Origin of the sequence: Calothrix sp. FACHB-168 (assembly GCF_963889195.1) — a bacterium.
In the GTDB taxonomy this organism is placed as follows: domain Bacteria; phylum Cyanobacteriota; class Cyanobacteriia; order Cyanobacteriales; family Nostocaceae; genus Aulosira; species Aulosira anomala_A.
Window position 1 is genome coordinate 1 of record NZ_CAWPNJ010000022.1, and the last position, 26,078, is coordinate 26,078.

General features: G+C 40.7%; 17 protein-coding genes. 12 read left to right on the plus strand and 5 right to left on the minus strand.

The genetic code is table 11. The features are described 5' to 3' along the window. Positions 1 to 2,969 (minus strand): WD40 repeat domain-containing protein (locus tag AACW45_RS13930; protein ID WP_190633192.1); only part of this gene is annotated, 2,969 nt, incomplete at its 3' end. Positions 2,970 to 3,442: 473 nt separating this feature from the next. On the opposite strand from AACW45_RS13930, the gene AACW45_RS13935 reads away from it, so the two are divergent. Continuing rightward, positions 3,443 to 3,922: a hypothetical protein gene (locus tag AACW45_RS13935; RefSeq protein ID WP_190633193.1), complete on the plus strand. Its 480-nt coding sequence runs from the start codon at positions 3,443 to 3,445 to the stop codon at positions 3,920 to 3,922. Positions 3,923 to 4,199: 277 nt separating this feature from the next. Here the strand turns inward: AACW45_RS13935 and apcB are convergent, their stop codons facing one another. Beyond that, a complete protein-coding gene (gene apcB, locus AACW45_RS13940; RefSeq protein WP_096642357.1) occupies positions 4,200 to 4,709 on the minus strand; it encodes an allophycocyanin subunit beta in 510 nt (169 codons plus the stop codon). Between the two features lie 357 nt (positions 4,710 to 5,066). Between apcB and glnA the strand changes: the two genes are divergently transcribed. Continuing rightward, positions 5,067 to 6,482 carry a type I glutamate--ammonia ligase gene (glnA, locus tag AACW45_RS13945; protein WP_190633194.1) on the plus strand — a complete coding sequence of 472 codons (1,416 nt, stop codon included), beginning with the start codon at positions 5,067 to 5,069 and terminating at the stop codon, positions 6,480 to 6,482. Positions 6,483 to 6,735: 253 nt separating this feature from the next. Here the strand turns inward: glnA and AACW45_RS13950 are convergent, their stop codons facing one another. Further along, positions 6,736 to 6,936 (minus strand): hypothetical protein, encoded by a 201-nt coding sequence (locus AACW45_RS13950; protein WP_096642359.1) that lies wholly within the window; start codon positions 6,934 to 6,936, stop codon positions 6,736 to 6,738. A 448-nt stretch (positions 6,937 to 7,384) separates the two neighbouring features. Here AACW45_RS13950 and AACW45_RS13955 point away from each other — a divergent pair, with 448 nt between their 5' ends. The 9 genes from AACW45_RS13955 (at position 7,385) to AACW45_RS13995 (ending at position 22,211) form a co-directional block, all read left to right on the plus strand. Then, on the plus strand, positions 7,385 to 8,260 hold the full coding sequence (locus tag AACW45_RS13955; protein WP_190633195.1) for a ferritin-like domain-containing protein: 876 nt from the start codon (positions 7,385 to 7,387) through the stop codon (positions 8,258 to 8,260). A gap of 497 nt (positions 8,261 to 8,757) precedes the next feature. After that, a complete protein-coding gene (locus AACW45_RS13960; RefSeq protein WP_190633196.1) occupies positions 8,758 to 12,291 on the plus strand; it encodes a DUF4912 domain-containing protein in 3,534 nt (1,177 codons plus the stop codon). Positions 12,292 to 13,165: 874 nt separating this feature from the next. After that, entirely contained in the window at positions 13,166 to 13,876 is a 711-nt protein-coding gene (locus tag AACW45_RS13965) for a LabA-like NYN domain-containing protein (RefSeq protein WP_190633197.1), read from the plus strand. A gap of 131 nt (positions 13,877 to 14,007) precedes the next feature. Then, positions 14,008 to 14,718 carry a response regulator transcription factor gene (locus tag AACW45_RS13970; protein ID WP_190633198.1) on the plus strand — a complete coding sequence of 237 codons (711 nt, stop codon included), beginning with the start codon at positions 14,008 to 14,010 and terminating at the stop codon, positions 14,716 to 14,718. Between the two features lie 5 nt (positions 14,719 to 14,723). Then, the gene (locus tag AACW45_RS13975) at positions 14,724 to 15,836 is read left to right on the plus strand and encodes a sensor histidine kinase (RefSeq protein ID WP_199331131.1); all 1,113 of its coding nucleotides are present in this window, start codon (positions 14,724 to 14,726) and stop codon (positions 15,834 to 15,836) included. 154 nt (positions 15,837 to 15,990) lie between these two features. Beyond that, the gene (locus AACW45_RS13980; protein ID WP_190633199.1) at positions 15,991 to 16,275 is read left to right on the plus strand and encodes a hypothetical protein; all 285 of its coding nucleotides are present in this window, start codon (positions 15,991 to 15,993) and stop codon (positions 16,273 to 16,275) included. 8 nt (positions 16,276 to 16,283) lie between these two features. After that, positions 16,284 to 18,284 (plus strand): sensor histidine kinase, encoded by a 2,001-nt coding sequence (locus AACW45_RS13985; RefSeq protein ID WP_190633200.1) that lies wholly within the window; start codon positions 16,284 to 16,286, stop codon positions 18,282 to 18,284. After that, positions 18,268 to 21,648 (plus strand): PAS domain S-box protein, encoded by a 3,381-nt coding sequence (locus AACW45_RS13990; RefSeq protein WP_190633201.1) that lies wholly within the window; start codon positions 18,268 to 18,270, stop codon positions 21,646 to 21,648. The genes AACW45_RS13985 and AACW45_RS13990 overlap by 17 nt, the downstream gene beginning before the upstream one ends. A gap of 185 nt (positions 21,649 to 21,833) precedes the next feature. Further along, a complete protein-coding gene (locus tag AACW45_RS13995) occupies positions 21,834 to 22,211 on the plus strand; it encodes a response regulator transcription factor (protein WP_096647586.1) in 378 nt (125 codons plus the stop codon). Between the two features lie 685 nt (positions 22,212 to 22,896). On the opposite strand, the gene AACW45_RS14000 is transcribed toward AACW45_RS13995, so the two are convergent. After that, complete coding sequence (locus AACW45_RS14000) at positions 22,897 to 23,835, minus strand: carbohydrate ABC transporter permease (RefSeq protein ID WP_190633202.1); 939 nt, start codon at positions 23,833 to 23,835, stop codon at positions 22,897 to 22,899. Between the two features lie 178 nt (positions 23,836 to 24,013). Between AACW45_RS14000 and AACW45_RS14005 the strand changes: the two genes are divergently transcribed. Further along, positions 24,014 to 24,565, plus strand: a complete 552-nt coding sequence (locus tag AACW45_RS14005; RefSeq protein ID WP_190633203.1) for a pyridoxamine 5'-phosphate oxidase family protein — start codon at positions 24,014 to 24,016, stop codon at positions 24,563 to 24,565. A 415-nt stretch (positions 24,566 to 24,980) separates the two neighbouring features. On the opposite strand, the gene AACW45_RS14010 is transcribed toward AACW45_RS14005, so the two are convergent. Then, on the minus strand, positions 24,981 to 25,892 hold the full coding sequence (locus tag AACW45_RS14010; protein ID WP_190633204.1) for a hypothetical protein: 912 nt from the start codon (positions 25,890 to 25,892) through the stop codon (positions 24,981 to 24,983). Positions 25,893 to 26,078: the final 186 nt, after the last annotated feature.

Here is a 26,078-nt window from a genome sequence, read left to right on the forward strand (position 1 = left end):
GCCAGAGTCAGGCGACAATCCCCTGTCTGCACATCCCAGAGTTTGACTGTATTATCATGACTACCACTAGCCAAAGTCAGATTATCCCCACTCCAGGCTACTGAGTTAACCGAACTGTCATGACCAGCCAGAGTCAGGCGACAATCCCCTGTCTGCACATCCCAGAGTTTGACTGTATTATCACGACTACCACTAGCCAAAGTCAGATTATCCCCACTCCAGGCTACTGAGTTAACCGAACTGTCATGACCAGCCAGAGTCAGGCGACAATCCCCTGTCTGCACATCCCAGAGTTTGACTGTATTATCACGACTACCACTAGCCAAAGTCAGATTATCCCCACTCCAGGCTACTGAGTTAACCGAACTGTCATGACCTATTAAGGTTAATAACTCCTTGCCTGTGATAGCATTCCACAGTCTGACCCTACCATCCTCCTCTCCTGTCGCCAAGAGTTTCCCATCAGGACTAAAAGCAACTGTTAAAACCCTAGTTAACACCTTAGCAAAGACCGACTCATGTAAATTTGCCCCAGTCAAATCAACACTGTGCAAACTCACTGAACTAAAATCTACATTTGGAAGCACTGTCTGACTCAAATCCTGTCTTTCTAAAGCAAAACGATTACCTTTAATGAGTAACTGCACTGCATTACTACCAAGGTAACCAGCTTCTAGTTCGGTTTTGCCTTTGGTCGCTTTCACTACCTCTAACAGGCGTTGATTAGCTGATGCTGACAACATGGGCCACATTAAGTCCAACACTGCTTTAGCTAACAGATTTTTGCCAAAGGTTTGAGTTAAATTACCATCATTGATACCCTGGTCATAGGGCATATCATCAACAATGTCACGAAAATCATTTGCTAAAATACCTAATTCTCTAGCGAATTTATATGCCACAAAAAACTCTAATAAAGACCGATGCGCAGGATAATAATCACCATCAGCATTCCGAATTAACATGGTTTGCCCCATCATGTCATAATGCCAATGGTCTAAATCTTTTTGTTCCTGTACTTCCTGGCTAAAACAACGCCTAATTTGGTCGGGAAACTCTTTATAATTAAGAGTCATCCTTTCCGTTGACAGCATTTCCCAAGATAATTCACATAAGAAATATAACTTCTGCATCATTGAGGTAAAGGTGCGTGCTGATGTAATATCCCTTTCCATCTTGTGACGCACTGCATAAAGATAAACACGAGAAATATCTACAGGTTTTCCCGCTTCAATGTCTGGTAATGCTTCAATAATTAAATCAATCATCACCGGACGACGCGCCAAATCTAACAATTGTTGATTGTGAATAATATAATCAACGGTTTCTGCTTTGGCTTTAAAAGCTATAACTTGTCGAATTTGCTCATCGTCCAATTTTTCTAATTCTAAAACCTCAAATTGCGGTGGTTCTCCAGTTAAATTGGCAGTAGAAGCTTTTAATTCAGCATTTAATAATCTACGTCCTTCCAACGCTTCGGGGAAGTGTTCTGTCCGACAGGTTAAAATCGCTTTGGCACCTGGAACAACTACCTTAGCAAGTTCCCAAAAATTATTAATCATTGCTTGACGATCTACCCTTGCAGCCATTTCGTCAAAGCCATCAAAAATTAATAATAATTTACCCATCCGGTTTAGCTGCTCAAAAGCCGAATAATTTGTCAAACCAATCTGATGTTTCCTAAAAAAGAACTCAGAAAATAAAGATTCAATTGTCACCGCTTTAGCATAATCCCGCAAAGGAATTACTAAAGGAATACGCGGTAAAGGTGAACCATCTTCTTTAGCCTGACGATATTTTTTTAAAGCCTCCCAAGCATAATGAAACGCAAACCAAGTTTTACCTGTACCAAATTCCCCTAAAATTGATAAATGTTCTTTCACTGGATCGGCTAACCAGTTATTAACATAGCGGTCAATCCAACCATCTGACTTGCCATAGTGACTAATGCCAATACGCCGCTTAGTAGCTAAATCAACTTCTTCTTTAATACAAGCCAGAGGCACATAATATTTATCAATTCCTTTTTCTGTAACTTGCTTCTCTAGCCATACAAAATACCCTTCAAAATCAGCATCAGCCTCAATTAATTCATCTAAGGTATAACAATAAACCCCTAAATTCTGATTTTTTTGCGCTTCCTGTCTCGCTAGCTTACTCACTCTCCCAGGCGCAACCACCCAACCTTCATCAGTTTTATATTGTTCTATCCCTGCTTTAACCGCATTCACATCATTAATATTTGCTTCTCCCTCTACACCCCGAATAAAAATCCGGTCATAACCCCGCCGTTTCGGGATATTAATTACCCAAGCAAAATATTCTGCTTCTAAAATTTCAATTGGTTCAAATTTATAACCCAGTGCATTAAACCAATCACGCAGACTTTTTGCTAATTCTGTTTCTCTTGCTACTGGCGACGGTGGTAATAATTGCTGATAACTTTGTGCTAATTGGTTAATTTGCTCTTGAATTGCTGGTAAATTAAGATGGCTAACCTGTTCTCGAATTTGAGTTAGCGTAAGTTGTAAACTATCTAATTTATGGTCTTGTAAAATTTCTGTTGTAGTTCTAGCTCGTTTAGCAACTTCAATAAATAAACGAGCAAATTCCCTGACTTCTCTTTGGTAATCAAGATTTTGTCGTTTAATTTCATCACCAATAGCATAACCCGCAATATAGTTATCTAATGCGGGAAAATTAAAATTTTTATTTTGGTTAAATGCTTGTTGAAAGTTATCTTCGATTTCTTTTTGCCTAAATAACTCTAAAATAATTTTTGGTTTACCTAAGCCATACTCAACTAAAGTATAACGATAAACACCTTCAAAATCATTTGGTGGTTCATCTCCTTTGAGTCCCACCTTGTGCAAAATTTTTAATATTATTTCGCTATGATTGGCTCTATCTTGTAAATTTTGCAAGCCCTGAGCCACTAATTCGCTAATGATATCATCAATAATAAACATAAAACTTATAGCTTCCTTAGTAGATTAATAGATGATTCTTCCTTAGTAGATTAATAGATGATTCTTATTTAAGTTCTGAAATCTTTGTCATATAATCGGCATCGCCTAGCCTACAATGAAGATTGAAGAATCTTCTGTTCTGATACGAAATTATAAAAGTTAATTTATTTATAGGAATTATTTGTTAATGATCGCTTTTACAGTGTATTTTAAGTAATAAGTAATACACATAAATTTTATATTTAATTTATATTTATCTAGTTAATTAAAAACTCTATCTTTTCGAGCAAGCTAAAGTCTGCCAAGCTCTAGGTAACATTCTAATTTTTTAAGTTGCTATTCTATTGCTTCACTTCATCATGCACTCAATGACAAAGTATATGTTTACGCATTTGGGATGCTCCCAACAAAAATATTAGCCCGTTTCCCAGAAACGTCACTATAATGACAAGGCTAAGATATGGGGACAGAACATGGCTAAAACAAATTCCTTCGCGATTCTGGCACCTGTTCCGGAGATGCACTTGCTATCTGCATTGGAAACAATGGAAAAGCTAGAAAACGAACTCAGCGACGAAACTATTAAAGTCGCTTTTGGTAGCATGGCTTTTGAAGTCTTCCGTAAAGCTGATGAATTACGGGGAGATAAAGAAGTAGAAGTATTAATCTACGCTTCTAACTGTGTTAATCAACCGCTAAACTCAGAAGCTGCTTGGCAAGGTTTATATATTGGGCATGGCAATTCGCGTAATGGGAGATATGCAGGTAAATCTCAGTTTCGTCCGCCATCGACTGCAACAGATAAACCGACTTGGGCAATTTTTTGGGAAGTCAAAGAGTTAAAACCGTTAAAAGCACCCATCCCTGTAGCTGCTTTAAAAGCTTTAGGTAAAAAAACTAACTTTACCTCTCGCTTCATTCCCGAAGGGCCATTACTGATCGAATATTATTAATTTTTGTAATTAATTTTCCTCGCTGCCATCTTCACCCTTGGGGAATTCAAAATTTTACAATTCTAAATTGAAGACCCCCATTGATATTTTTTTATCAGCAAAATTGCTCATTGACAAAAGCAGATTAATTAGCAAGTCTGCAAATGTTAATTTATGCTTTAATTTTTGGGATTAATCGCAGTTTTATGTATTACGAAAAAAGCGATCGCTCCAAAAATTGTGAAGAGCGATCGCTATTAATATGATTAAGAGGTGGACAATTGCCCGCCCCAGAGATTTAGATATCGGTTTCGCTCAATTCGCGAGTGATATGGTCAAATGGCTCATCAACAAAGGCGGTATTAGCCACGCCTGCTGCTGCTACTTGTGCCTTGACGATATCCTTCATAATTTGTACGCCGCGTACTGTGGGGCCGATGGGTACACCTAAAGAATTGTAAGTTTCGCGCAATCCTTGTAGTACCCGCTCATCCAATACATTGGTATTGCCAGCCACTAGCGCGTATGTAGCATAGCGCAAGTAGTAATCTAAATCCCGCAGACAAGCAGCATAACGACGAGTTGTATAAGCATTCCCGCTAGGGCGAATCAACTCTGGCAATTCTTCAAATAATTTAGCACCAGACTGCTTGACAATTGCAGCTGCATTGGAATTGATTGCTCCCGCAGCTTGAATTCTTGCAGTACCACTATCAAAGTAGGATTTAAGGCTGTCGAGCGCATTCCGGTCAAAATACCGTCCAACTACGTCATAATTCTTAATTAAAGTTGTTACTGCATCGCGCATTCTGGTTTCTCCCAATCAATACTATCTATGGTTTGATATTTATTTGGCTGTTTTTATGCACAGTCATTTTTTGTGCCAATTACAATATAGATTTCGGCACAAAACAATCTATCCGCTACTTAAGGATTTTATGCCAAAGTTGCCCCCTATGAGATGATATGTTTGAGTTTTGTACAGATGTTACAGAAAGGTTAAATAACTCGGAAACTAAAAGAACTGTAACAAAAACTACAAATTTTCTTAATCTCCTATCATTAGGATATTCCAGGTGTGTCACAATTGGGTTCATCTCAGCAGGGTCAGCAAGCTTTGAAGATTCTAGGTTGAGTTTATTTAATTGGCAGAGAAGGAGTAACAATGACAACCCCACAAGAAGTCTTGAAAAGAATTCAAGACGAAAAAATTCAGATGATTGATCTGAAATTCATCGATGCACCGGGGACATGGCAGCACCTTACTGTGTACCATAACCAAATCGATGAGAGTTCATTCACTGATGGTGTACCTTTCGACGGTTCCAGTATTCGGGGTTGGAAAGGCATCGAAGAGTCAGACATGACAATGGTTCTCGATCCAAACACTGCCTGGATCGATCCATTCATGAAAGAGCCAACACTAAGTATAATTTGTAGCATTAAAGAACCTCGCACAGGCGAATGGTATAATCGCTGTCCCCGCGTAATTGCTCAAAAAGCCGTAGACTACTTAGTTTCTACCGGACTTGGTGACACAGCCTTCTTTGGCCCTGAAGCCGAATTTTTCATTTTTGATGATGTCCGTTATGACCAAACCGCTAACGAAGGCTACTACCATGTAGATTCTGTAGAAGGTCGTTGGAACACAGGTAGAAAGGAAAGTCCCAACTTAGGTTACAAAACACGCTTCAAAGAAGGCTACTTCCCAGTACCGCCCACTGATAGCTTCCAAGATATCCGTACAGAAATGCTGTTAACAATGGCAGCTTGCGGCGTACCCATTGAAAAGCAGCACCACGAAGTTGCCACCGGTGGTCAATGCGAACTGGGTTTTAGATTTGGTAAGCTAATCGAAGCAGCAGACTGGCTGATGACCTACAAATATGTCATCAAGAACGTTGCCAGAAAATATGGTAAAACCGTCACCTTTATGCCAAAACCAATTTTTGGTGATAACGGTTCGGGTATGCACTGTCACCAGTCTATCTGGAAAGATGGTAAACCCCTATTTGGCGGTGATAAATATGCTGGTTTGAGCGACATGGCACTGTACTACATCGGTGGTATCCTCAAACACGCACCAGCATTATTGGGAATCACCAACCCCACCACCAACTCTTACAAGCGTCTAGTACCTGGTTATGAAGCACCAGTTAACTTGGCTTACTCCCAAGGTAACCGTTCTGCTTCTGTGCGGATTCCTCTGTCTGGTAATAACCCCAAAGCCAAGCGTTTAGAGTTCCGTTGTCCAGACGCTACCTCTAACCCTTACTTAGCATTTGCTGCTATGCTTTGTGCTGGTATTGATGGTATCAAAAATAAAATCCATCCCGGCGAACCTTTAGATAAGAACATCTATGAACTATCTCCAGAAGAACTGGCGAAGATTCCTTCTACGCCCGGTTCTCTAGATTTAGCATTGTCAGCGCTGGAAAACGATCATGCTTTCTTAACAGATACTGGTGTATTCACAGAAGACTTTATCCAAAACTGGATTGAGTACAAGCTAGTTAACGAAGTTAAGCAGTTACAACTACGTCCTCATCCTTACGAATTTTATCTGTACTACGATTGCTAATTTTCATAACTAGCATCAGTAGGCATCAGGAAAGAAAGCTGAAGAGATAAGTTTTCTACCTTTTGCAACTGAATATTTCTTGCTGCTAATTTTTAAGCCACCCTTAGGGGTGGCTTTTTTTTGAAGTTAATCGTTATCAGGATGCAAAACCTCCTTTTAAATTAAGGGGGTTTTTGATTAAAGCTGAGACACCTGATTTATCAGTCATGGTGTATTTTTTTCTCCTTGAACTCAGCTAAATTACACTTGCAACCTAACTCATACCAGCGTGGCTGCTGCCATAAAGAGTACGCGAAGCTTGGTCTACTTTACCTTGAATAGGATTCCAATAATGAGACATTTCTTCAGGAAGACCAAGTTCTTGTGCGCTACGCATCAGCATCGATTGTTGACGTTTCTTAACTTCTTGATATTGACGCACCATAATTGCACGAGATTTTTCTTCAATAGACATAACCTAGTCCTCTCTATTTTTTAGTTATAAATAATTGGTTTCGTCTTTCTTTAATTAATATAGCAAACAATTCTGTAACAACAGCTACAAAATAGCTTTTTGCAACAAAACTTAACAATAAATATTACTTTATCGCGGAAGAAAACTATATGGCATCAGCCGCAAATGCCTATTGTACATAGGCATCTAGCTTCAGGATGTTCTCCAAAAAAGATATAAGCCTGTCTTAAGGTCAATTGCTGGTTTATTACAGTTATTTATATTTGAGGAGGAAATTCTCAGAAAGTCCAAAACCGTAATTTCTGGGAAATTGGCGATGAGTTGATTCTCTAGAAGGCAGGGATTTTACTGAAAAGTAAGATTCTCCAGATTGCTGCTGTTTGATCAAAGGTAACTAAGTTACCATCAAAAGCAGATGAAAACATAGTTAACAAAAGTTAATCAAACTATGACAGTTATCTATCCCAGAAAATCTCCGAACGGAATGAGCGCGCGCGATATTCTCAAAAGAGTAGTAAGCGATCGCGAATTGCATTTAATTATCCTCAACCGCTACCGATACAGCGAACAACGCAGTTGTAAAGACTTGACAGAGGTAATTGAACAGCTAGATAGACAGCCCAAGGAACTGATTAAGGATTTATCACACCATATAGCTGATGAAGCGCGTCATGCTATGTGGCTGACAGATTTGCTGGTAGATTTAGGGGCAGATATTGGCAAACCACCAGGGACTTCTTATATCGACGAATTCGATCGCCTCATAGATCGAGACTACTTCAATACCAAAACTGACTTAGAAGACGCTGTAATTTCTGGGTTAGCAGCAATTAACATTACCGAAAAGCGTGGTTGTGAGTATTTCTCTGCTCACATCTATGCATTAAAACAAGCACCACAAACTGAAGAAAATCTTAAAATTCGCGAAACCATAGAAAGGATTTTGCCAGAGGAAGCCGGACATGTGCGCTGGGGTAATCGTTGGTTAGCACAAATAGCAGACAAAAGCCCAGAACATCGGCAAAAAGTTGAGCAAGCCAAGCGCAAGTATGCAGCAATTGAACAAGCGGCTTTTGAGTCCGGGATGGATATTACCTTAGGTGCAGAACTGCGACGAGTTGCTAAGTTAATGGATGTGGCGAATACTATACCTGTATGGCAACGTCCCCAATATCTAATGGAACGGTTACCACAAACATTGCTAGCACCGGAATTGCAATTTACAAGGCTTCAAGTTGCCCAAAAAGCATGGGAACGAGATCCCCAAGCTTTTATGGAGAAATTCGTGCCCATGTTCCTCAATGGCGTTCAAAATAGGGGCTAGGAAGAAGGACAAGGAGGACAAGGGGGACAATTGTACAGACGCGATTCATCGCGTCTCTAACAAATGACCATTGACCAATAAATTATGCCAAATTGTAGGGGCGGGGTAACCCCGCCCCTACGAGTTGCGGATTTGGTAAGTTAATGATTGGAATATTTTTTTATTTGCAAGTCCCTGATAGCTGTAGCCAGAGAGATTAAGACATCAAGCTAAAATAAAACCCGGTCAACAGTCAACAGTCAACTTTCAGCAGCTATCTCTGCAAACTTGGCTGAAAACCTACAGCTGAGATACTTTAAAAAAAATAAACAGTCTATGAATCTGGAGGGCAGACAAGATAAAGTTAGACGCAGTATTACGTCCAGAATCAGGTTCAAAGTAAATTTAGAAGAAAGTTTATGGAGATGTATAATTAGCGCGTCTCCTATTTAATCGTATATAAACATAACGTTAAAGCTGGCCGAATTTCTGTATTTCTGTACCCTGATAAGGAGCATATGTGGCAAAAATCGAAACAAGATAGTGCAATATTCCGTTTGGCATTACTGCTGGCTGTGGGAACTATGCCTATGGCGGTGAATCTCTTAGTACCAAAACAGATACTGGCACAATCTGCAACTGATGCTCCCGCTTTTCCCTTACCAACAACAGTAGAAAATGGGACTACAGTGCGGATTGATGGCTCAAGTGCCTTGAATGCAATCAACCAAAACCTCAAACAAAGTTTTGAACAGCAATTTTCTGGATCGAAGGTTGAAGTTCAAGCGAATGGTACTGAGGCGGCACTGAAAGCTGTACTAGATGGTAGTGTAGATATCGCCGCCTTAGGTCGTGGCTTGACGAAAGAAGAACGGGCACAAGGTTTAGAGCAAGTGCGCTTGTACCGAGAAAAAATAGCGGTGATTGTCAGTGCGGACAATCCTTTTCAAGGTGGCTTGAGTAGTAGAGAATTTGCACGGATTTTCCGAGGAAGAATTACAGATTGGTCGGAAGTTGGCGGTGTTAAGGGTAAAATCCGCTTGATCGATCGCCCGACAACTAGCGACACTCGCAATACTTTTCGGACTTATCCAGCCTTTAAGGCGGCTACTTTTGCTACAGGCTCTACAGCAACTCAAGTCACTGATGATAATACTGTAGAAATTGTCAAACAATTGGGTAATGACGGGATTAGCTATGCCTTAGCTAATCAAGTATCGCAAATACCTGGCGTGCGGGTTGTCCCCATAGATAAAGCTACGCCTACAGATGAGAAATATGTCTTTTCCCAACCTTTAGTTTACGTCTACAAGAAAAATCCCAGCCTTGGCGCGGCTAGTTTTTTAGGCTTTGCGATCGCACCTCCAGGACTCCAAGCCATCGAAACAGCCAGAACATCAGAAGCCGCCGCGATCGCTCAAGGACAATTACCTACATTAGCTACCGCGAACGCCCCAACACCAGAAGCTACAACGGTTGCAACTAATACCTCACCTGTATCTGAGGCGACAACTACCACCGCCGATGCAAATACAACTGCTGCGCCTAACGAGTCATCAGTAAATTCTGCTGCGAGTAACAATGGCACTTTACCAACACCATTGTTAATTCTACTACCTTTGTTGTTACTGGGTGGTTTGGGTAGCTGGTTTGTGTTTTCCCGCAAAAAACCTTCGCCAGAAGCGGAAACAGCAGATAAGGATGTAGACTCAGTACCGACTGCACCACCATCACAACCAACATTTGCAAGTACATCGACTGAGGATGTTAGTATTAATGAAGACAATGCATGGGATACAGAAGCCCCAGCAGCAGTTGTAAATACTTCTTATCCCCATATACCAGAAGCCCCAGCAACTAACAGCGATTTAGCCAAAGAGGAAGAACCATCTCTAAGTACTGAGAATTCTGGAGAGCAAGTAGTAGCATCGGATATCCAAAACGCCGCAGAAGAACAACCGCAGTTAGAGTCTAATAATGTAGATGCGATCGCGTCCATTGGCGGTGCCGCTTTAGGAGGTGCAGCCATAGCAGCTGGTGTTGCTGATGCAGCAGCCAATTCTACCGAGCAAAATACTTCTATCGGTAACAGCAATTATTCTATCTGGGATGCACCAGAGTCTGAATTACCTGTGATGGATACAGCCGGGACAATTCCCACAGATGTTACCGCACAGACAGCAGCTGAAGATTTACCTGTGATTGAAACAGCAGGGACAATTCCCGATGTCGCGGATGTGACGGAACAGACAGCAGCTGAAGATTTACCTGTGATTGAAACAGCCGCGACAATCCCAGATTTACCAGACATTCCCGAACAAACAGCAGATGTAGATTTACCTGTGATTGAAACAGCCGCGACAATCCCAGATTTACCAGACATTCCCGAACAAACAACAGATGTAGATTTACCTGTCATTGAGACAGCAGCAACAATTCCCGATACAGCTGATGTTCAAGACTCAGCATTAGATGCGGTTGCAGATGCAGCAGAATCATTCCCTGACGATACAGAAGAAGAAATCATCGAAATCGTCTCGAATTTCCCAGAACAAACAGCTGAAACATCTGCAAATGCACCAGAAGATGTTTCTCTGGGTAACTTAGGCGCATTAGCTGGTGGCGCAGCCGCCGCAGCAGGTGTAGGAATTGGCGCTTGGGCATCAATTTCTGGCAATAATCCAGATGTGGAAGTTAATGATAATACCAGCGATGCACCAGTAGAAACAGCAGAAGTTAGTGCAGCGACAAATGGTAATGTCAAGGATAGCGTTAACCTCAGACCCCATACACCAAAATGGGCTTATGCATCTTGGCACATTTCCGACAATGAAAAACAAGCAATAGAAGATGCTGATTCCCGGTTAGCGCTGCGACTGTACGATGTGACTGATATCGATTTGAGTTATCAGACTCCTCATTTGGTGCAGCAATATGAATGTGACGATACAGCACAGGATCGCTTTATAGCCATTCCCGCAAGCGATCGCAATTACTTTGTTGAAATTGGCTATGTCACAACAGGCGATCGCTGGGTGAAAATTGCCCATTCCCCGACTGTGCGTGTATTTAGCAACCCCGCTTTACCCGGTGAAGATAATGATGATGATTTAGCCGATAATCTCCAAGACAGTATTACCTTCACATATCAAAGTGCAAAATCGGCTCAAGTCTCATGGCAAATTTCTGATGTCAACAAGCAAGTATTGCAACAATCAGGTCGTCAATTAGGCTTGCGGTTGTATGATGTCACGGGAATCGATCTCAGCTACCAAACCCCGCAGTTTATCCAGCAATATGAATTTGACAGCGCCACTGAAAGTAGCGTCATCGAAATTCCTGTGAGCGATCGCAATTACATCGCCGAAATTGGCTATGCAGCAGATGGCGAAAATTGGATAGCGATCGCGCGATCGCAAACCGTGCGCTTTTTCAGTCCAGTTGGTACAGAAGATCCAGAAAATGCTGGCTTACTAGAGACAGATCCTGAACCGCTAGAAAGTACTATTACACTCACACCCCGCACAGCCAAATGGGCTTATGTGACTTGGTACTTTGCTGAAGCTGAACAGCAACTATTAAATAATAGTGAAATTTCCCAACTGACAATTAAGCTGTACGATGTCACCAGTCTCGACCTGAGTTATCAACATCCCCAGCTAGTACAACAGTACGATTGTGAGGTATTTTCAGGCGATCGCTTTGTCGCCATTCCCAACAGCGATAGAGATTACATCGTCGAAATTGGCTATCAACAAGAAAGCGAACCTTGGGTAACACTAGCACGTTCCAGCACCGTGCGCGTCTTCAGCCGTCCCTACCCTGATTTTTGGTTTGTCGCCGACGCAGAAATCATTATCCACGGCGCAACCGAACCAGACGCAACCGTCAACATCGCCGGACATCCCATCAAACTCAAGCCAGATGGTACTTTCCATTTCCGCATTCCCTATTCTGACAGCTTAATCGAATATCTAATGACAGCAACTTCTGCTAACGGACAGACTAGAAGCATTCATAAGAAATTCTCACAAGAGAATCCAGAAGTATAGGGCATTGGGCATTGGGCATTGGAAACAATTTTGGATTTTAGATTTTAGATTGGAATCCAAAATCGCAAATCTAAAATCTAAAATTCCTAGCCCTTAGCCCCTAACCCCTAACCCCTAACCCCTAACCCCTAATACAACCTTCCCCCACCAGGCTAAAACTCTGGCTGGGGGATTCTTATCTAATTTAAATAGGGTTTACGGCACATCAAAAATATTCCAGAGGGCATGGCAATGCCATGCCCCTACCATCTGTCGCATTCTTTTTTCAAATTGGTATTACTGCACCTACTTTTTCCATGCCCAATGCCCAATGCCCAATGCCCAATGCCCCATTCCAATTTTCCCTTTAGCTAATTTGGATATGGATGTACAATACAAATAAAGGTGAATAGACTGCTCAAGCGCTTCAGTCACAGTCCTCTGAACGCCTTGAATCTGCGTGTTCTGTGCAAAACTAACAGTCAGTTTGATTGGATAAATAGCAGTCTATTCATAAATATTGGGGAAATTTTGTTAAATCTAACTTGACAATATGTCATAAATTTTAGATATTTTACTGCAAATCTGCACTATCACCAGCGATCAGGTTTATTAGCAGCAATTAACAGTATGGTATTTACTGTTAGGATAGCAGGTGCATAAATAAACCAAGCAGGAGAAATATCTGAAATCTAAAAAGATAATAACGAATTGCCCTTTACAGGAATTTACCTAACTTTGCGGTAAGTAGTGGCAAATCTACAACACCAAGATGGTAAACCTTAATGAATTATTAATTTTTAGCAGCATTGCTAGGCTAATAAATTAGTACTGAATCTTCACCGCTAACTTGCCCAAAAACCTTTTGTACTAGATAATCTAGAGGGATCGGCCAATGAATATTAATACATTTACCACAGAAAAAGATAAAGATAAACCTCTAAATGAGGATTTATCTGGCAAAGAACAACGGTTCATCAATCATGAACCAGAAATTTCCCTACTTAAAAAACCAAATTCCACAGCATCAAGTTCACTGTTTCAAGGAATTCATCGCGGGCGCGTAGCTATTTTTATTGATGGAATCAATCTCTTTCATGCAGCTTTGCAAGTGGGTTTAGAAATTGATTATCTCAAACTACTCTGTAGATTAACAGAAAATTCCCGTTTATTACGGGCTTTTTTCTATACTGGTATTGATATGTCAAGACCACCAGCAATCCGGCTGCGTTCTCAAGAAAAGCAACAGGGTTTTCTGTTTTGGATGCGGCGGAATGGTTATCGCGTCGTCACTAAAGAATTCCAACCTGTAGAGAGTTATAAAAAACCGAATTTGAATGTAGAAATTGCTGTAGATATGATAAATTTAGCGCCCTACTACGATACTGCGGTATTAGTTAGTGGCGATGGCGATTTAGCTTATGCAGTCAATGCTGTAACTAGCACCGGTGCGAGGGTAGAAGTTGTCAGTTTGCGGGCGATGACTAGCGATAACTTGATTGATGTCGCTGACTATTTTATTGACTTAGATAGCATTAAACAATACATTCAAAAAGATGCTAAATCGGGATACAATTATCGCACTTTATCCAATTCTACTGTTTAACAGGACTCAAGAGATGATTGAAAAGTTTTGCTAACGACATATTGACAAAATGCGATAAACAATATGTCAGATGATTAGTTGAAAATTAAAATTTGGGAATTTCTCTGCGTATAATACTTTCTTTAATAGAAATGGATATTTTAATAGTTGAAGATGAAATAGAAATTGCGGAATTAATCCAATTAACTTTAGAAAAAGAAGGATTTATTTGCCGAATTAGCCGTGATGGTGTCAATGCTTTGCGGATGTTTCAAGAGCAACCACCAGATTTAATTATTTTAGACTTAATGATTCCTGGTTTAGATGGGTTAGAAGTTTGTGCCAGAATTCGCCAAAAACCAGGTGTAAAAGATCCTTATATTTTAATGCTCACAGCTAAAGGTGAGGAAATCGATCGCGTAATTGGTTTATCTACTGGTGCTGATGACTACATGGTTAAGCCTTTCAGCCCCAGAGAATTAGTGGCGAGAGTCCGCGCTTTGTTACGCCGTAGTCTCCGCCAAGGGGGACAAAATCAAGTCAATCGCAGCCAACATTTTATTGTCGATGTAGACCAGCGTACAGCTAGCCGTCAGTTAGATTCTCAACAGGTGGAAGTATTAGACTTAACAACCTTAGAATTTAACTTATTAACTACCTTTGTCAGCAATCCCGGTAGAGTGTGGAACCGCAGCCAATTAATTGACAAACTTTGGGGTGATAACTTTTTTGGTGATGAGCGTGTAGTTGATACACATATAGCGCGATTGCGGAAAAAAATTGAACCAGATCCATCTAATCCTACTTTTATTAAAACTGTTGTGGGAGTAGGCTATAAATTTGATGATTCCAGCATGAGCTAAACATTATGAAAAAGGGTTGGCCTTGGACAAAGTCCTTACCTTTAACATCACGCCTGTTATTTTCACACTTGGTAGTGATGGTAGTAGGCGTATTTAGTCTGGTGATCATTAGTAAAATCTCCTCTCCCCGGTTTTTTGTTCTCCACCTAGAACGACTAGAAGATGAAGGGGTAGATTTAATTGATATCCGCACTGAATTAGTGCAAGGATTTGAAATAGCTTGGCAACGCAGTACTCTGTGGTCAGTATTAGTGGGGACAACAGCAGCTGGGGGATTAAGTTACTGGGTATCTCGCCGGATTATGCAGGGATTGACCGATATGGAGCAAATTACCCGACAGTATGCTTCCGGTGATTTTGAAGCCAGATTACCCATATCTGATATTCCCGAAATTAACCAATTAGGTGCGAGTTTTAACCGCATGGCTGATAGTTTACAAGGAGTGGAAACTAGACGGCGGGAATTAATTGGAGATATGACTCATGAACTACGAACACCCCTAACAGTTGTTCGCGGTTACTTAGAACAACTTGCTGATGGCGAAATTGAACCATCAGCAGATGTTTATCGCAGATTAGCCAAAGAAACTAAGCGTTTAGAGCGCTTGGTGAACGACCTGCAAGAACTTTCTAAGGCGGAAGCTGGTTCTTTAGCGATTAATATCCAGCGCGTCAATATCCGTCCTTTGTTAGAAGCCATAGTAGAAAAATTTACCGACCAATTATTAGAAGATGGCCCGACCCTGCTGTTAGAATGCCCGCCTACACTGCCTTATGTGTTAGCAGATTTAGATCGCACCGAACAAATACTGGTAAATTTGCTGGGTAATGCAGTCCGTTATACCATTCAAGGTTCAATTACCATTCATATTAGGATTGACTCAAAATACCTGTGGATTGCAGTTGTAGATACAGGTATTGGAATTGCGCCGGAAGAGTTACCCCATGTATTTGAGCGGTTTTGGCGTGCGGATACATCGCGCGATCGCCATTCTGGGGGTACAGGTATTGGTTTAACTATCTCTCAACGGCTAGTTGAACTCCAAGGCGGCAAAATTCACGTAGAAAGTCAAAAAGGACTGGGTAGTAAATTTGAATTTTCTCTACCTTTAGCTTGAGACGAGGTTGGTTTAAGCTACTGGGCGTCTAAATGCATAACTAATAGGCTGTCAACGGTCAACAGTCAACAGTCAACAGTCAACAGTCAACAGTCAATAGCCCTCACAATGGATTGTGCAACTTAAAAGCCCAATTCCCAATGCCCAATGCCCAATGCCCAAATCTAATGTTACGCCTTCAAGCTTTCTGGGAAAACTAACTCTTAATAAGAAATTAATATATTCCCAGACTTTTATGGTAATGCTTTTGTTTTCCAGGGATGCTAGGCGAATACATAGCGATGCTGAGTCAACTGTTCTTAGTTTTGGCGCGCAAATAATCGCAGAAGTTGATCGAGTAGTTGACGATATCAATACAAAATTTTGTCTGAGCGATCGCAGCGAAATCCTTAACTTGCAAAATAGCGGGTTATGGGTGCAACCTATCTGTTGTCAATGAGGTATTTCATGTCCGCAGTTAACCTCAAAAGAATTCTCAATAAACCAGAGTTACCATCTTTGTTGCAAAACTTCGCTAATCAATTCAACATAGCGATCGCGGTGGAACTACTAGACGGTACAACAATCTTGACTATGGGAGAGCATCTGGTTGCTAACCGCTATCCCATTGAAGTATCAGGAGAAATCATCGGTTGGGTTGTGGGCGCACAACCAGCAACTTTAGTGGCGAATTTGCTTTCATTGCTAGCCAAGCAAGAAGCCGAAAAGAAAGAATTGGCGAAAGAACTATTAGAAAGATATCAGGAAATTGATTTATTTGAAGATATTTCTACTCAACTTACCACTAGTTTAGATCGGCGACAAATTGCTCAACTCGTGCTGCACGAAATGAGTCAATTAATGGAATCTTCTGGCGGCACAATTTTACTTTTGAATGCAGATGCTACAGCTTTTGAAACTTTGGCTGATTTTGGCGATTTCTGTCGGCAAAATCCACCAGAACCGGGTAAGGGAATTATCGGGGATATTGTTGAATCTGGTAGAGCCGAATTGATCAATAATGTACCAGCCGATCCGCGATTATGGCGAGAGAATAATATTCAGGCGTTGATTTGCGTACCCTTACGCGCTAGAGAACGGATATTAGGCGCGATCGCTATTGGTGCAGATCGGATCGATGCTTACAAAGCAGAACACTTGAAACTGGCGAGTATCTTTGCTTCCCAAACTGCGATCGCTCTTGAAAAAGCGTTACTTTACGAACACAGTATTCAAGCTACCGCTCAAGCCAAAGCTCAAACCGAAAAACTGCAACAAGCTCTCCACGATTTGCAATTAGCCCAAACCCAGTTAATTCAAAGCGAGAAAATGTCCAGCTTAGGACAACTCATAGCCGGAGTCGCTCACGAAATCAATAACCCTGTGAATTTTATTTGCGGTAATTTAAGATATGTTACCGACTATGCCCAAGACTTATTACATCTGTTGCAGGTGTATCAAAAATTCTTAACTGTTACTCCAGCAGATTTGGAATCAGAGCTAGACAATATCGATGTGGAATTTATTATGGAGGATCTCCCCAAATTACTTGATTCGATGAAAATGGGGAGCGATCGCATCGTCGAAATTGTCCAATCGCTGAAAAACTTTTCTCGCCATGACGAATCTCAAAAGAAACCCGTCAACATTCATCATGGCATTGATGGAACGCTGATGATCCTTCGCCATCGCCTGAAAGCAGCTAGCAATCGTTCAGAGATTACCATTATCAAAGAATATGCCTCACTCCCCCTGATTGAATGCTATCTCGGACAGTTGAATCAGGTATTTATGAACATCCTTTCTAATGCCATTGATGCTTTAGAAGAATCTATAATCAACAATCCCGCACAACTTACCAAACCCCAAATTACCATTCGCACAGAACTTTTAAGCGATCGCTGGGTAGTAATTCGCATTGCTGATAATGGCCCGGGAATGGCAGAGGAAGTCATACGGCGCATTTATGACCCATTTTTTACTACCAAAGAACTAGGTAAAGGTACTGGCTTAGGCATGGCAATTAGCCATCAAATAGTTGTGGAAAAACACCAGGGAATTCTCAAATGTCGTTCTCAACCAGGACAAGGTACGGAATTTTGGATTCAGATTCCTGTGAATGCGGCAATGGTAGAAGCTGTTGAACCACAAGATAGTAATATTTCTGACCCTGTCGCCTCAGCAATTTCTCCCATAGAGTCATCTCCCAGCGCCGATCCAGAAGGCTTTATTCCCTCCACAACTCCTATGCTCAAACCAACGGATCTGCTAGCACGCCATACTCAAATGCTACAGCAACTTTCCCAACACAATCCAGATGTGGCAGCTGCTACCCCTGAGCAGATTTACGAAATTTTCCAACGCCATCCGATTTCCTTAAAACTTTACGCCACCTTATTGTCTTGGTTTTATTGCCCCAACTCTACCCCAATCCATCATTCAGAGAACAACTATGTCCAGCCAAATTGAGCAATACAGCCGTCAGCTATTGGAATCCTGTCCTCTGGGTATGGTACTTTGCCGTATGGATGGGACAATAATTTACATTAATCCCGCCTATGCGGCGATTGTGGGGCGTACTGTCTCGGAAACTCTCAATTTCCCCTACCCCATCGAGCCAGATATATTAGAACAACTCCAACAAAGCGATCGCTACCAGACTCATGAACAAAAGTTAATTCATCAAGATGGGCATTTAGTTCCCGTCAAAGTGTCAGAACAAATCATAGAGCAGGATGGAGAATCGCTAATTTGGTCGATTGTAGAGAATATTAGCGATTTTAAGCAGATCCAACAAGAACACCAACAATCAGAAAAAAGCTTAAAACAGAGCGAAGCGAGATATCGTTCCTTAATTAAGACTAACACCCAAATTATTTGGGTTAGTTCCCCCGAAGGAATTTGTTTTGAACTCGAAGATTGGATCGCCTACACAGGACAAACTTTAGCCGAAGCAGAAAACGGCGGTTGGATTGAGGCTGTTCATCCTGACGATCGCGGCTACACTGGTGAAGCTTGGGGTAAGGCTGTCGCCAACCTCAGCCAATATCAAATTGAATACCGCATCCGGGGTAAAGATGGTAACTATCGCTACTTCTGGGTCTGGGGCGCTCCCGTAATTGAAGATGACGGGAGCGTGCGGGAATGGATTGGTACCTGTACCGATATTCACGATCGCAAATTAGCTGAAGCTGAAAATCGCCGTCTCAAAGAAAGATACCGCTCTCTAGTTGCAGCTACCTCTCAAATTGTATGGGGAGCCACTCCCGAAGGATTGGGTATCAGTAGTGAAATGATCACTTGGATGGCTTACACAGGACAAACGGAAGCAGAAGTTGCTGACTGGGGTTGGATTGATGCTATTCACCCTGAGGATCGTCCCCATTCCTTTGACGCTTGGAGTACGGCGGTAGCGAAGCGAGGTATTTATGAAACTGAGTATCGTCTTTTGGGTAAAGATGGTAATTATCGCTATTTCTCAGTTTGTGGTGTTCCCGTATTAGAAGCAGACGGAAGTATTCGCGAATGGATTGGTACCTGTACAGATATTCACGAACGCAAATTGGCTGAAGCCAAAAATCAACGCTTGCTGGATATGTTGAATCATTCCAGCGATGCCATTATTGTGCGTGATATGAGCGACAAAATTCTCTATTGGAATCAAGGCGCAGAAATACTCTATAGTTGGAAGCGCGAAGAAGTCAAAGACCAATACATTCACCAATTTATCCAAAAAATCTTTCCCCAACCTAAAGAATTAATCCTCGCCGAGTTATTACAGCAAGGTAATTGGGAAGGAGAAGTCCAACACCTTACCCATGATGGCAAACAAATTACCGTCCAAAGCCGTTGGACATTGCAACGCGACATCAACCAGCAACCCAGCGCCATCCTAGAAATTAATACCGATATTACAGCCCGCAAGCAAGCAGAAATCGCTCTGCGACAACTCAATCAAGAACTAGAAGCCAGAGTAGCCGAACGCACAGCAGCCCTACAAAATACCTTAGCTGAAGCTCAAGGTTTAAACGCGATTTTGGATAACCTAGCTGATGCTTTATTAGTAACAGATGTTACCGGACAAATTACCCACTTCAATCCAGCTTTTTTAACTATGCATGGATTGACAGCCAGCCAACTCAACGGACATTATCGAGAACTGCCGATATCCGGGTTAGCACATTTAATTGAACAAACCCAGTCTCATCCCCAAGAGGTATTTGCTGCGGAAATTGCCTTAGCTAAGGAAAAAATTGGGCAAGCAGTTGCAACGGCTATCTTTAAGAAAACCGTAGAAAATGAACCGCCTACCTGCTTTGGTTCCGCCTTACTAATTCGCGATATCACAGCAGAAAAAGAAGTTGACAAGATGAAAACAGACTTTATCTCCACGGTTTCTCACGAACTGCGGACACCCCTAACTTCTGTTCTTGGTTTTGCCTCAATTATTAAAGAAAAGCTCGAAACCGATGTCTTTCCCATCTTGACAACCGACGATCGCAAATTGCAAAAAACCATCAAGCGGGTAGGTGATAATCTTAACATTATCGTTTCCGAAGCTGAACGGCTCACATCCTTGATTAACGATGTCTTAGATATCGCTAAAATGGAAGCAGGGAAGGTGGAATGGCACATGGAGCCTGTAGATCCCAGTGAGTTAATTGACTGGGCAAGCAATTCCACATCAGCATTATTTGAAACTAATGGTTTGGAGCTAATTACGGAAATTGAACCAGGATTACCGCAAATAATAGGCGATCGCAATCGGCTGTTGCAAGTCTTGATCAACCTGATATCTAATGCCGTCAAATTTACTCAATCTGGTTCTATTACCTGTCGTCTTAAACAACATCATGATGGTGTTTGTGTTAGCGTCATCGATACAGGTATTGGAATTGCTCCAGAAGATCAGCCAAAAGTCTTCGAGAAATTCCGCCAAGTTGGTGACACCCTCACCGATAAACCCAAAGGTACCGGTTTAGGCTTACCCATCTGCAAACAAATTGTTGAGCATCACGGCGGTAAAATTTGGGTAGAAAGCGAACCAGGTAAAGGTAGCACATTCTCCTTCCTCATTCCCTTTTACACCAACGAGCATAAAGCCAGTGCTAATCTCAATCTCGAAGCATTGGTGAAGCAGCTTAAAGAACATGTCATCGTCACCAATTCCGTCTTGCATGAGAACCGCAAAACTATTTTGGTAGTCGATGATGATATCAATATTCGCGAACTGTTGCGCCAACAACTAGAAAATGAAGGCTATAAAGTCCGCGAAGCCAAAGATGGTATGGATGCAATCCAGCAAATCAAAATCCACCGTCCCGATTTAATTTTGCTGGATGTAATGATGCCGCAAATTAACGGCTTTGATGTCGCCGCCGTCCTCAAAAACGATCCGCATACCGCAGATATACCGATCATTATTTTGTCAATTATTGAAAATAAAGAACGAGGTTACCATATTGGCATCGATCGCTATCTTACCAAGCCAATTAATACCGAACAACTCCGTAGCGAAATTGGCTCGCTGCTTTCTCAAGGTACTTCCAGTAAAAAGGTGTTAGTTGTAGATCGCAACGCATCAACTTTAAAAACCATCTCGGATGTATTGCAAACTCAAGGCTATAACGTAATTGAAGCCTCCAATCCCCAAGAATGCATCAACAAAGCCCTCTCAGTCAAACCTGACATGATTATTATCGATGCTCTTGTCTCCCAAGAAGCTGATTTAGTGAAAACTCTCAAGTTTGAGAAGGAATTGGAAAATGTATTGTTTATTATGCTGTCCGATAATTTCCAAAATGGACGAGGGAAGGGGGATAAGGAATTTTAGATTTTAGATTTTAGATTTTAGATTCAAACCCAATCCAAAAGACGCTCGCGGACTCGCTAACGCTGCGCTATCACAAATCCGTCTTGAAAAGTTCAGATCGCCGGAAGCCGGCGCTCCGACTTTTCGCAAAATCCAAAATTGAATTGCCCAATGCCCAATGCCCAATGCCCAATATCCTAAATAATATGACTCAAAAAATTTTGATTGTTGACGATGAACCTAATATCGTAACTTTAATGGAACAAGCCCTAGAAGCCCTAGAAGATGAGGGTGTTGAACTACTCACCGCCAGAAATGGGGAAGAAGCGTTAGAAAAAATTAAAACTGAAAAACCAAATTTAGTTTTTCTTGATGTGATGATGCCGAAAATGAATGGTTTGGAAGTTTGTCATACTGTGAAACATGATTTGCAAATGACTGATATTTATATCGTGATGTTAACAGCCAAAGGGCAGGAGTTTGATAAGCAAAAAGGTATTGATGTAGGTGCCGATTTATATCTGACTAAACCATTCCGCCCCAAAGAGGTGCTAGAAAAATCAATGCAAGTGTTAGGTTTTTGACCAAGATTTATAAAGACGAAAATTTGTCTTCTGTTTCCCGCAGGTTTCTAGCTGGAAAATAGGGACTAGGGGAGAGAGAATAGCTAGATTAATCGGGTATAAATCGAGAAAATAAACTTATATGTTGGCAGAATTGGCTGTTTTAACTTAAAATAAACAATATCACCATAAATATCCATTATTTTGATTCTATACAAGTTGCAATGTAGCATCATATACAAACTTATTAGTCAAACGATTAAGCAAATTGCTGCGCATACAATATATTGACACAAGGTAGTCATGATGATGTCATATCAAATTGCTAGTTTAAGATTTAGAAACCCTAGTTTTTAAATCATGGATAGTGAGAGACTAAACTCTTATTTTGGTGCAAGTAAAAATCAGCTTTTACCTCTATTGTGCTGAGATTGATGAGACATATTACTCCCAATCATCAGATTTTTTACTGTCTCTGTGACTGCGATTGAGCGTCAAGGATAGTGAAAATTTAGGTAATTGCTATACAACTACAACCAACTCATCATCGAATATGTCTACCTTCATATTAGCTGCATTTTTGGTCAGCCTATTAACTGCTTCTGGTTGTGCGGCGATCGCTTATCTATTTCCAAATAACCATTCTCAAGAATAATTGCAGCAAAATGTCAAGCATAATTTACTTAATTTACCACAACCGGAATGATTAAACTGTGATATTGTCGCCACCTTGCCGATTAATTACTAATCGCAAAACTGACAATCCCAAAATTATTAAAAATAATACTAATCCAATTGTACAAGCATAACTAATTTCCAAATTACTAAATGCTTGCTCATATAAATAATAAACAATTGTTTTTGAGCGATTTAGCGGCCCGCCTTGGGTCATAATATATACTTCTTCAAACACTTTGGTAGCGGAAATCGCCGAAATTACCGCCACTAAAGCCAGATAAGGCTTCATTAAAGGTACAGTAATATCCCAATGTTTGCGAATACCATCTGAACCATCAATTGCTGCGGCTTCATACACATCAGCAGGAATTGATTGTAATCCTGCTAAGTAAATTACCATGTAGTAGCCTAAACCTTTCCAGACAGTCACAGCCATGACACTGGCTAAAGAAATTGGTACAATACCAAAAATTTTCATCGGTGGATTATTATCAGTTAACCAAGGAATCCCTTCAGCCACAATCCCTAAACCTTGTAACAACTGATTCAGTAATCCCTTTTCTGCATACAACCATTTCCAAGCAATTCCGGCAACTACCATTGAAATTACTACTGGGGTATAGTAAGCTGCTCTAAACCAAGTCATTCCTCTGAGTTTTTGGTTGACTAAAATTGCTAACCCTAAAGGCGCAATTACTAAAATTGGCACTACACCAACCAGATAAATAAAAGTATTAGTCAAAGTTTGCCAAAAAACTTTATCTCGCCACAACTTAAAAAAATTATTTATCCCTATCCATTGTGGCGGTTGAGCAATATCTTCATAACTGGTAAAACTGAGATAAAAGGCTTGCAATGCAGGCCAAAATACTGTTAAACCTAAAATTATTAAAGCTGGTAGCAAAAATAAATAAGGAGTTAGTCGTTGTTTAATTAACAGCCAATCTTTAGCAGATAATTGATGCATAAAAGTATTTTTTTAGTTTAAGTTTATCATTCAGATCCCCGACTTCTACCAGAAGTCGGGGATCTAAACAACGCAAAATAAAAAAAATAAGTCAGAGAAAATAACTATATTACACAATAATTGTATTTGAGCAACTAATTAGCGATAAATTAATTATTTGGAGGGGAAAAAGATTTTTATGCAGGTTGCAAGCGCTACTAACGGATGGATAAATACAATAGACTCGGAAAAACCAGAAATCATCGCCAAAGCGCAAAATTTGATTATTAATAACATATATTGCACTTTATCTACTTGTTCTCCAGCAGGTGAACCTTGGGCATCACCTGTATTTTTTGCTTATGATGAACACTGGTATATATACTGGAGTTCGGCTATTGTCTCCCAGCATTCACAAAATATTTATCATAATTCTGGGCGAGTTGCGATCGCTATTTTTAATTCCAGCGTGGCTCAAGGTTCGGCAGAAGGTGTATATTTGTCTGGTGCTGCGGCTGAGATAAATGCAGATGATATCGAAAAAACGATGAAATTGCTAGAAAAGCGAGCAAATAAGCAACTTAATCGCACTGTGGCAGATTATTTACATGATTCCCCCCGCAGAATCTATCAATTCCAACCTCAACAGATTTGGCTGACAGGTAATCGCCTAGCAGTTGGTAATCAATTAGTCGATACGAAGATTGAGATCAGCTTATCGAGCTTTTTGAACTCTAAACCACATCTCTAAAAATTAGTACAGTTGGCATTGCTAACCCTACAGATAGCATATTTCCGGTAAATGAGGTACGCGCTTCGGGGTATGGCACTACTCACCTGTGTCTACTTAACGCGAAACCCATAGCCCGCCTCAGAATGAATTCTGAGTCTAATAGCAAAAGTAAGCTAAAGCTAACTAAAAATTATCACTTATCCCCAGTTTACTTTAGTAAACTTTGCTTTTGGCCCTTGGAATTCATTCCAAGGCGAGTAGGTTAGCCTTGCAATCAGCCATCTGTTGCTTAAGTTGACACGTATGGGCACAGCCATACCCCTACAATCAACGATTATCTGTACTCGTGACAAATTACGAATTACGTAGACGCGTTCGCGGAGCGTTCTCGAAGAGTAGCGGCTTCCCGAAGGGTATTACGAATTACGAATTATCACTTGCTTCCTTCCAATAATTTGGGTGTTTTTGTGCTGGAACCATATAATTCAACAAATCTTTTAAACAGCAACATGGTTTGATGATTAGAAGCTAAACTCAGATGAAATAAACGCTCAATATTTTTTTCGTAGAGATTACGTAAATAAGGTAAGTCTTCAAATAAAGTTAAACAGGAAGCAAAATGCAATAAAACTTGTAGTATTGGTTTTGGCCAGTCTAAATCGCTGTAGATTTCTATAAATAGATGATGCTCTCGCTGAGATAGAGGTAATGCATAAAACATCACGGTGATTCTTTTACCATTATAGACGGGAATACTTAGTTCAATGGTATAGGGCGTATGTAAAATTAAATCTACCTCAACTATTGGCTGTCGCCAAATTCTTAAAGCGTTTAATGGAGAGTCTAATACTGTTTGAAACTTGATTGTACCACCGCCATCTGTCTTCTGGAATGAGCTAATATTAATTACTCTTAAATTGTTCAGACTAAACTTGTGGATAGTTTCTAAATGCTTTAAGTTCAATAAATGATAAATTTGGCACAAATAAGGCACTGGCAAAATATATTCTTGACTGATCATGTGCCGCTTTTTTAACTCAAAGCGATTATTTTGAGTCGGGCAAAGGTATCCATCAATATTCTGTAAATCCGTTTCTGGTCTTAAATACAGCCAACTCACAAAGAAGAATGAAGCTGTAAATAATTGGAATACTTCTAAAGCAGAGATATAACCATCAGCAAAAGCGGCGAAGCTTCTATCTGTGATGCCAAAAAGCCATGAGGGAATTCCCGCTAGCCAAACACCATTTTTAAGTCTGGCTATAAAAAGTGTAATTTCAAATTCTAGATTATGCGGATTTTTTTTGGTGATTTCCGTATCCTTTAGGGGAGAATTTATAGACATTTTAATTTAAGTTTTAGATATTTCTAATTACGCATATTCTAGCTATGGATAAAGTTTTAACCCTCTATCTTTAGCTGGAAATGGGGGAAGGAATATGTTGAAGACTATTTGTTTGTGAGGTTGTAGATTTTTTTATTTAACGCAAAGGTACGCTAAGGTTAGCGCAAAGGTACGCAGAGTTTTTTG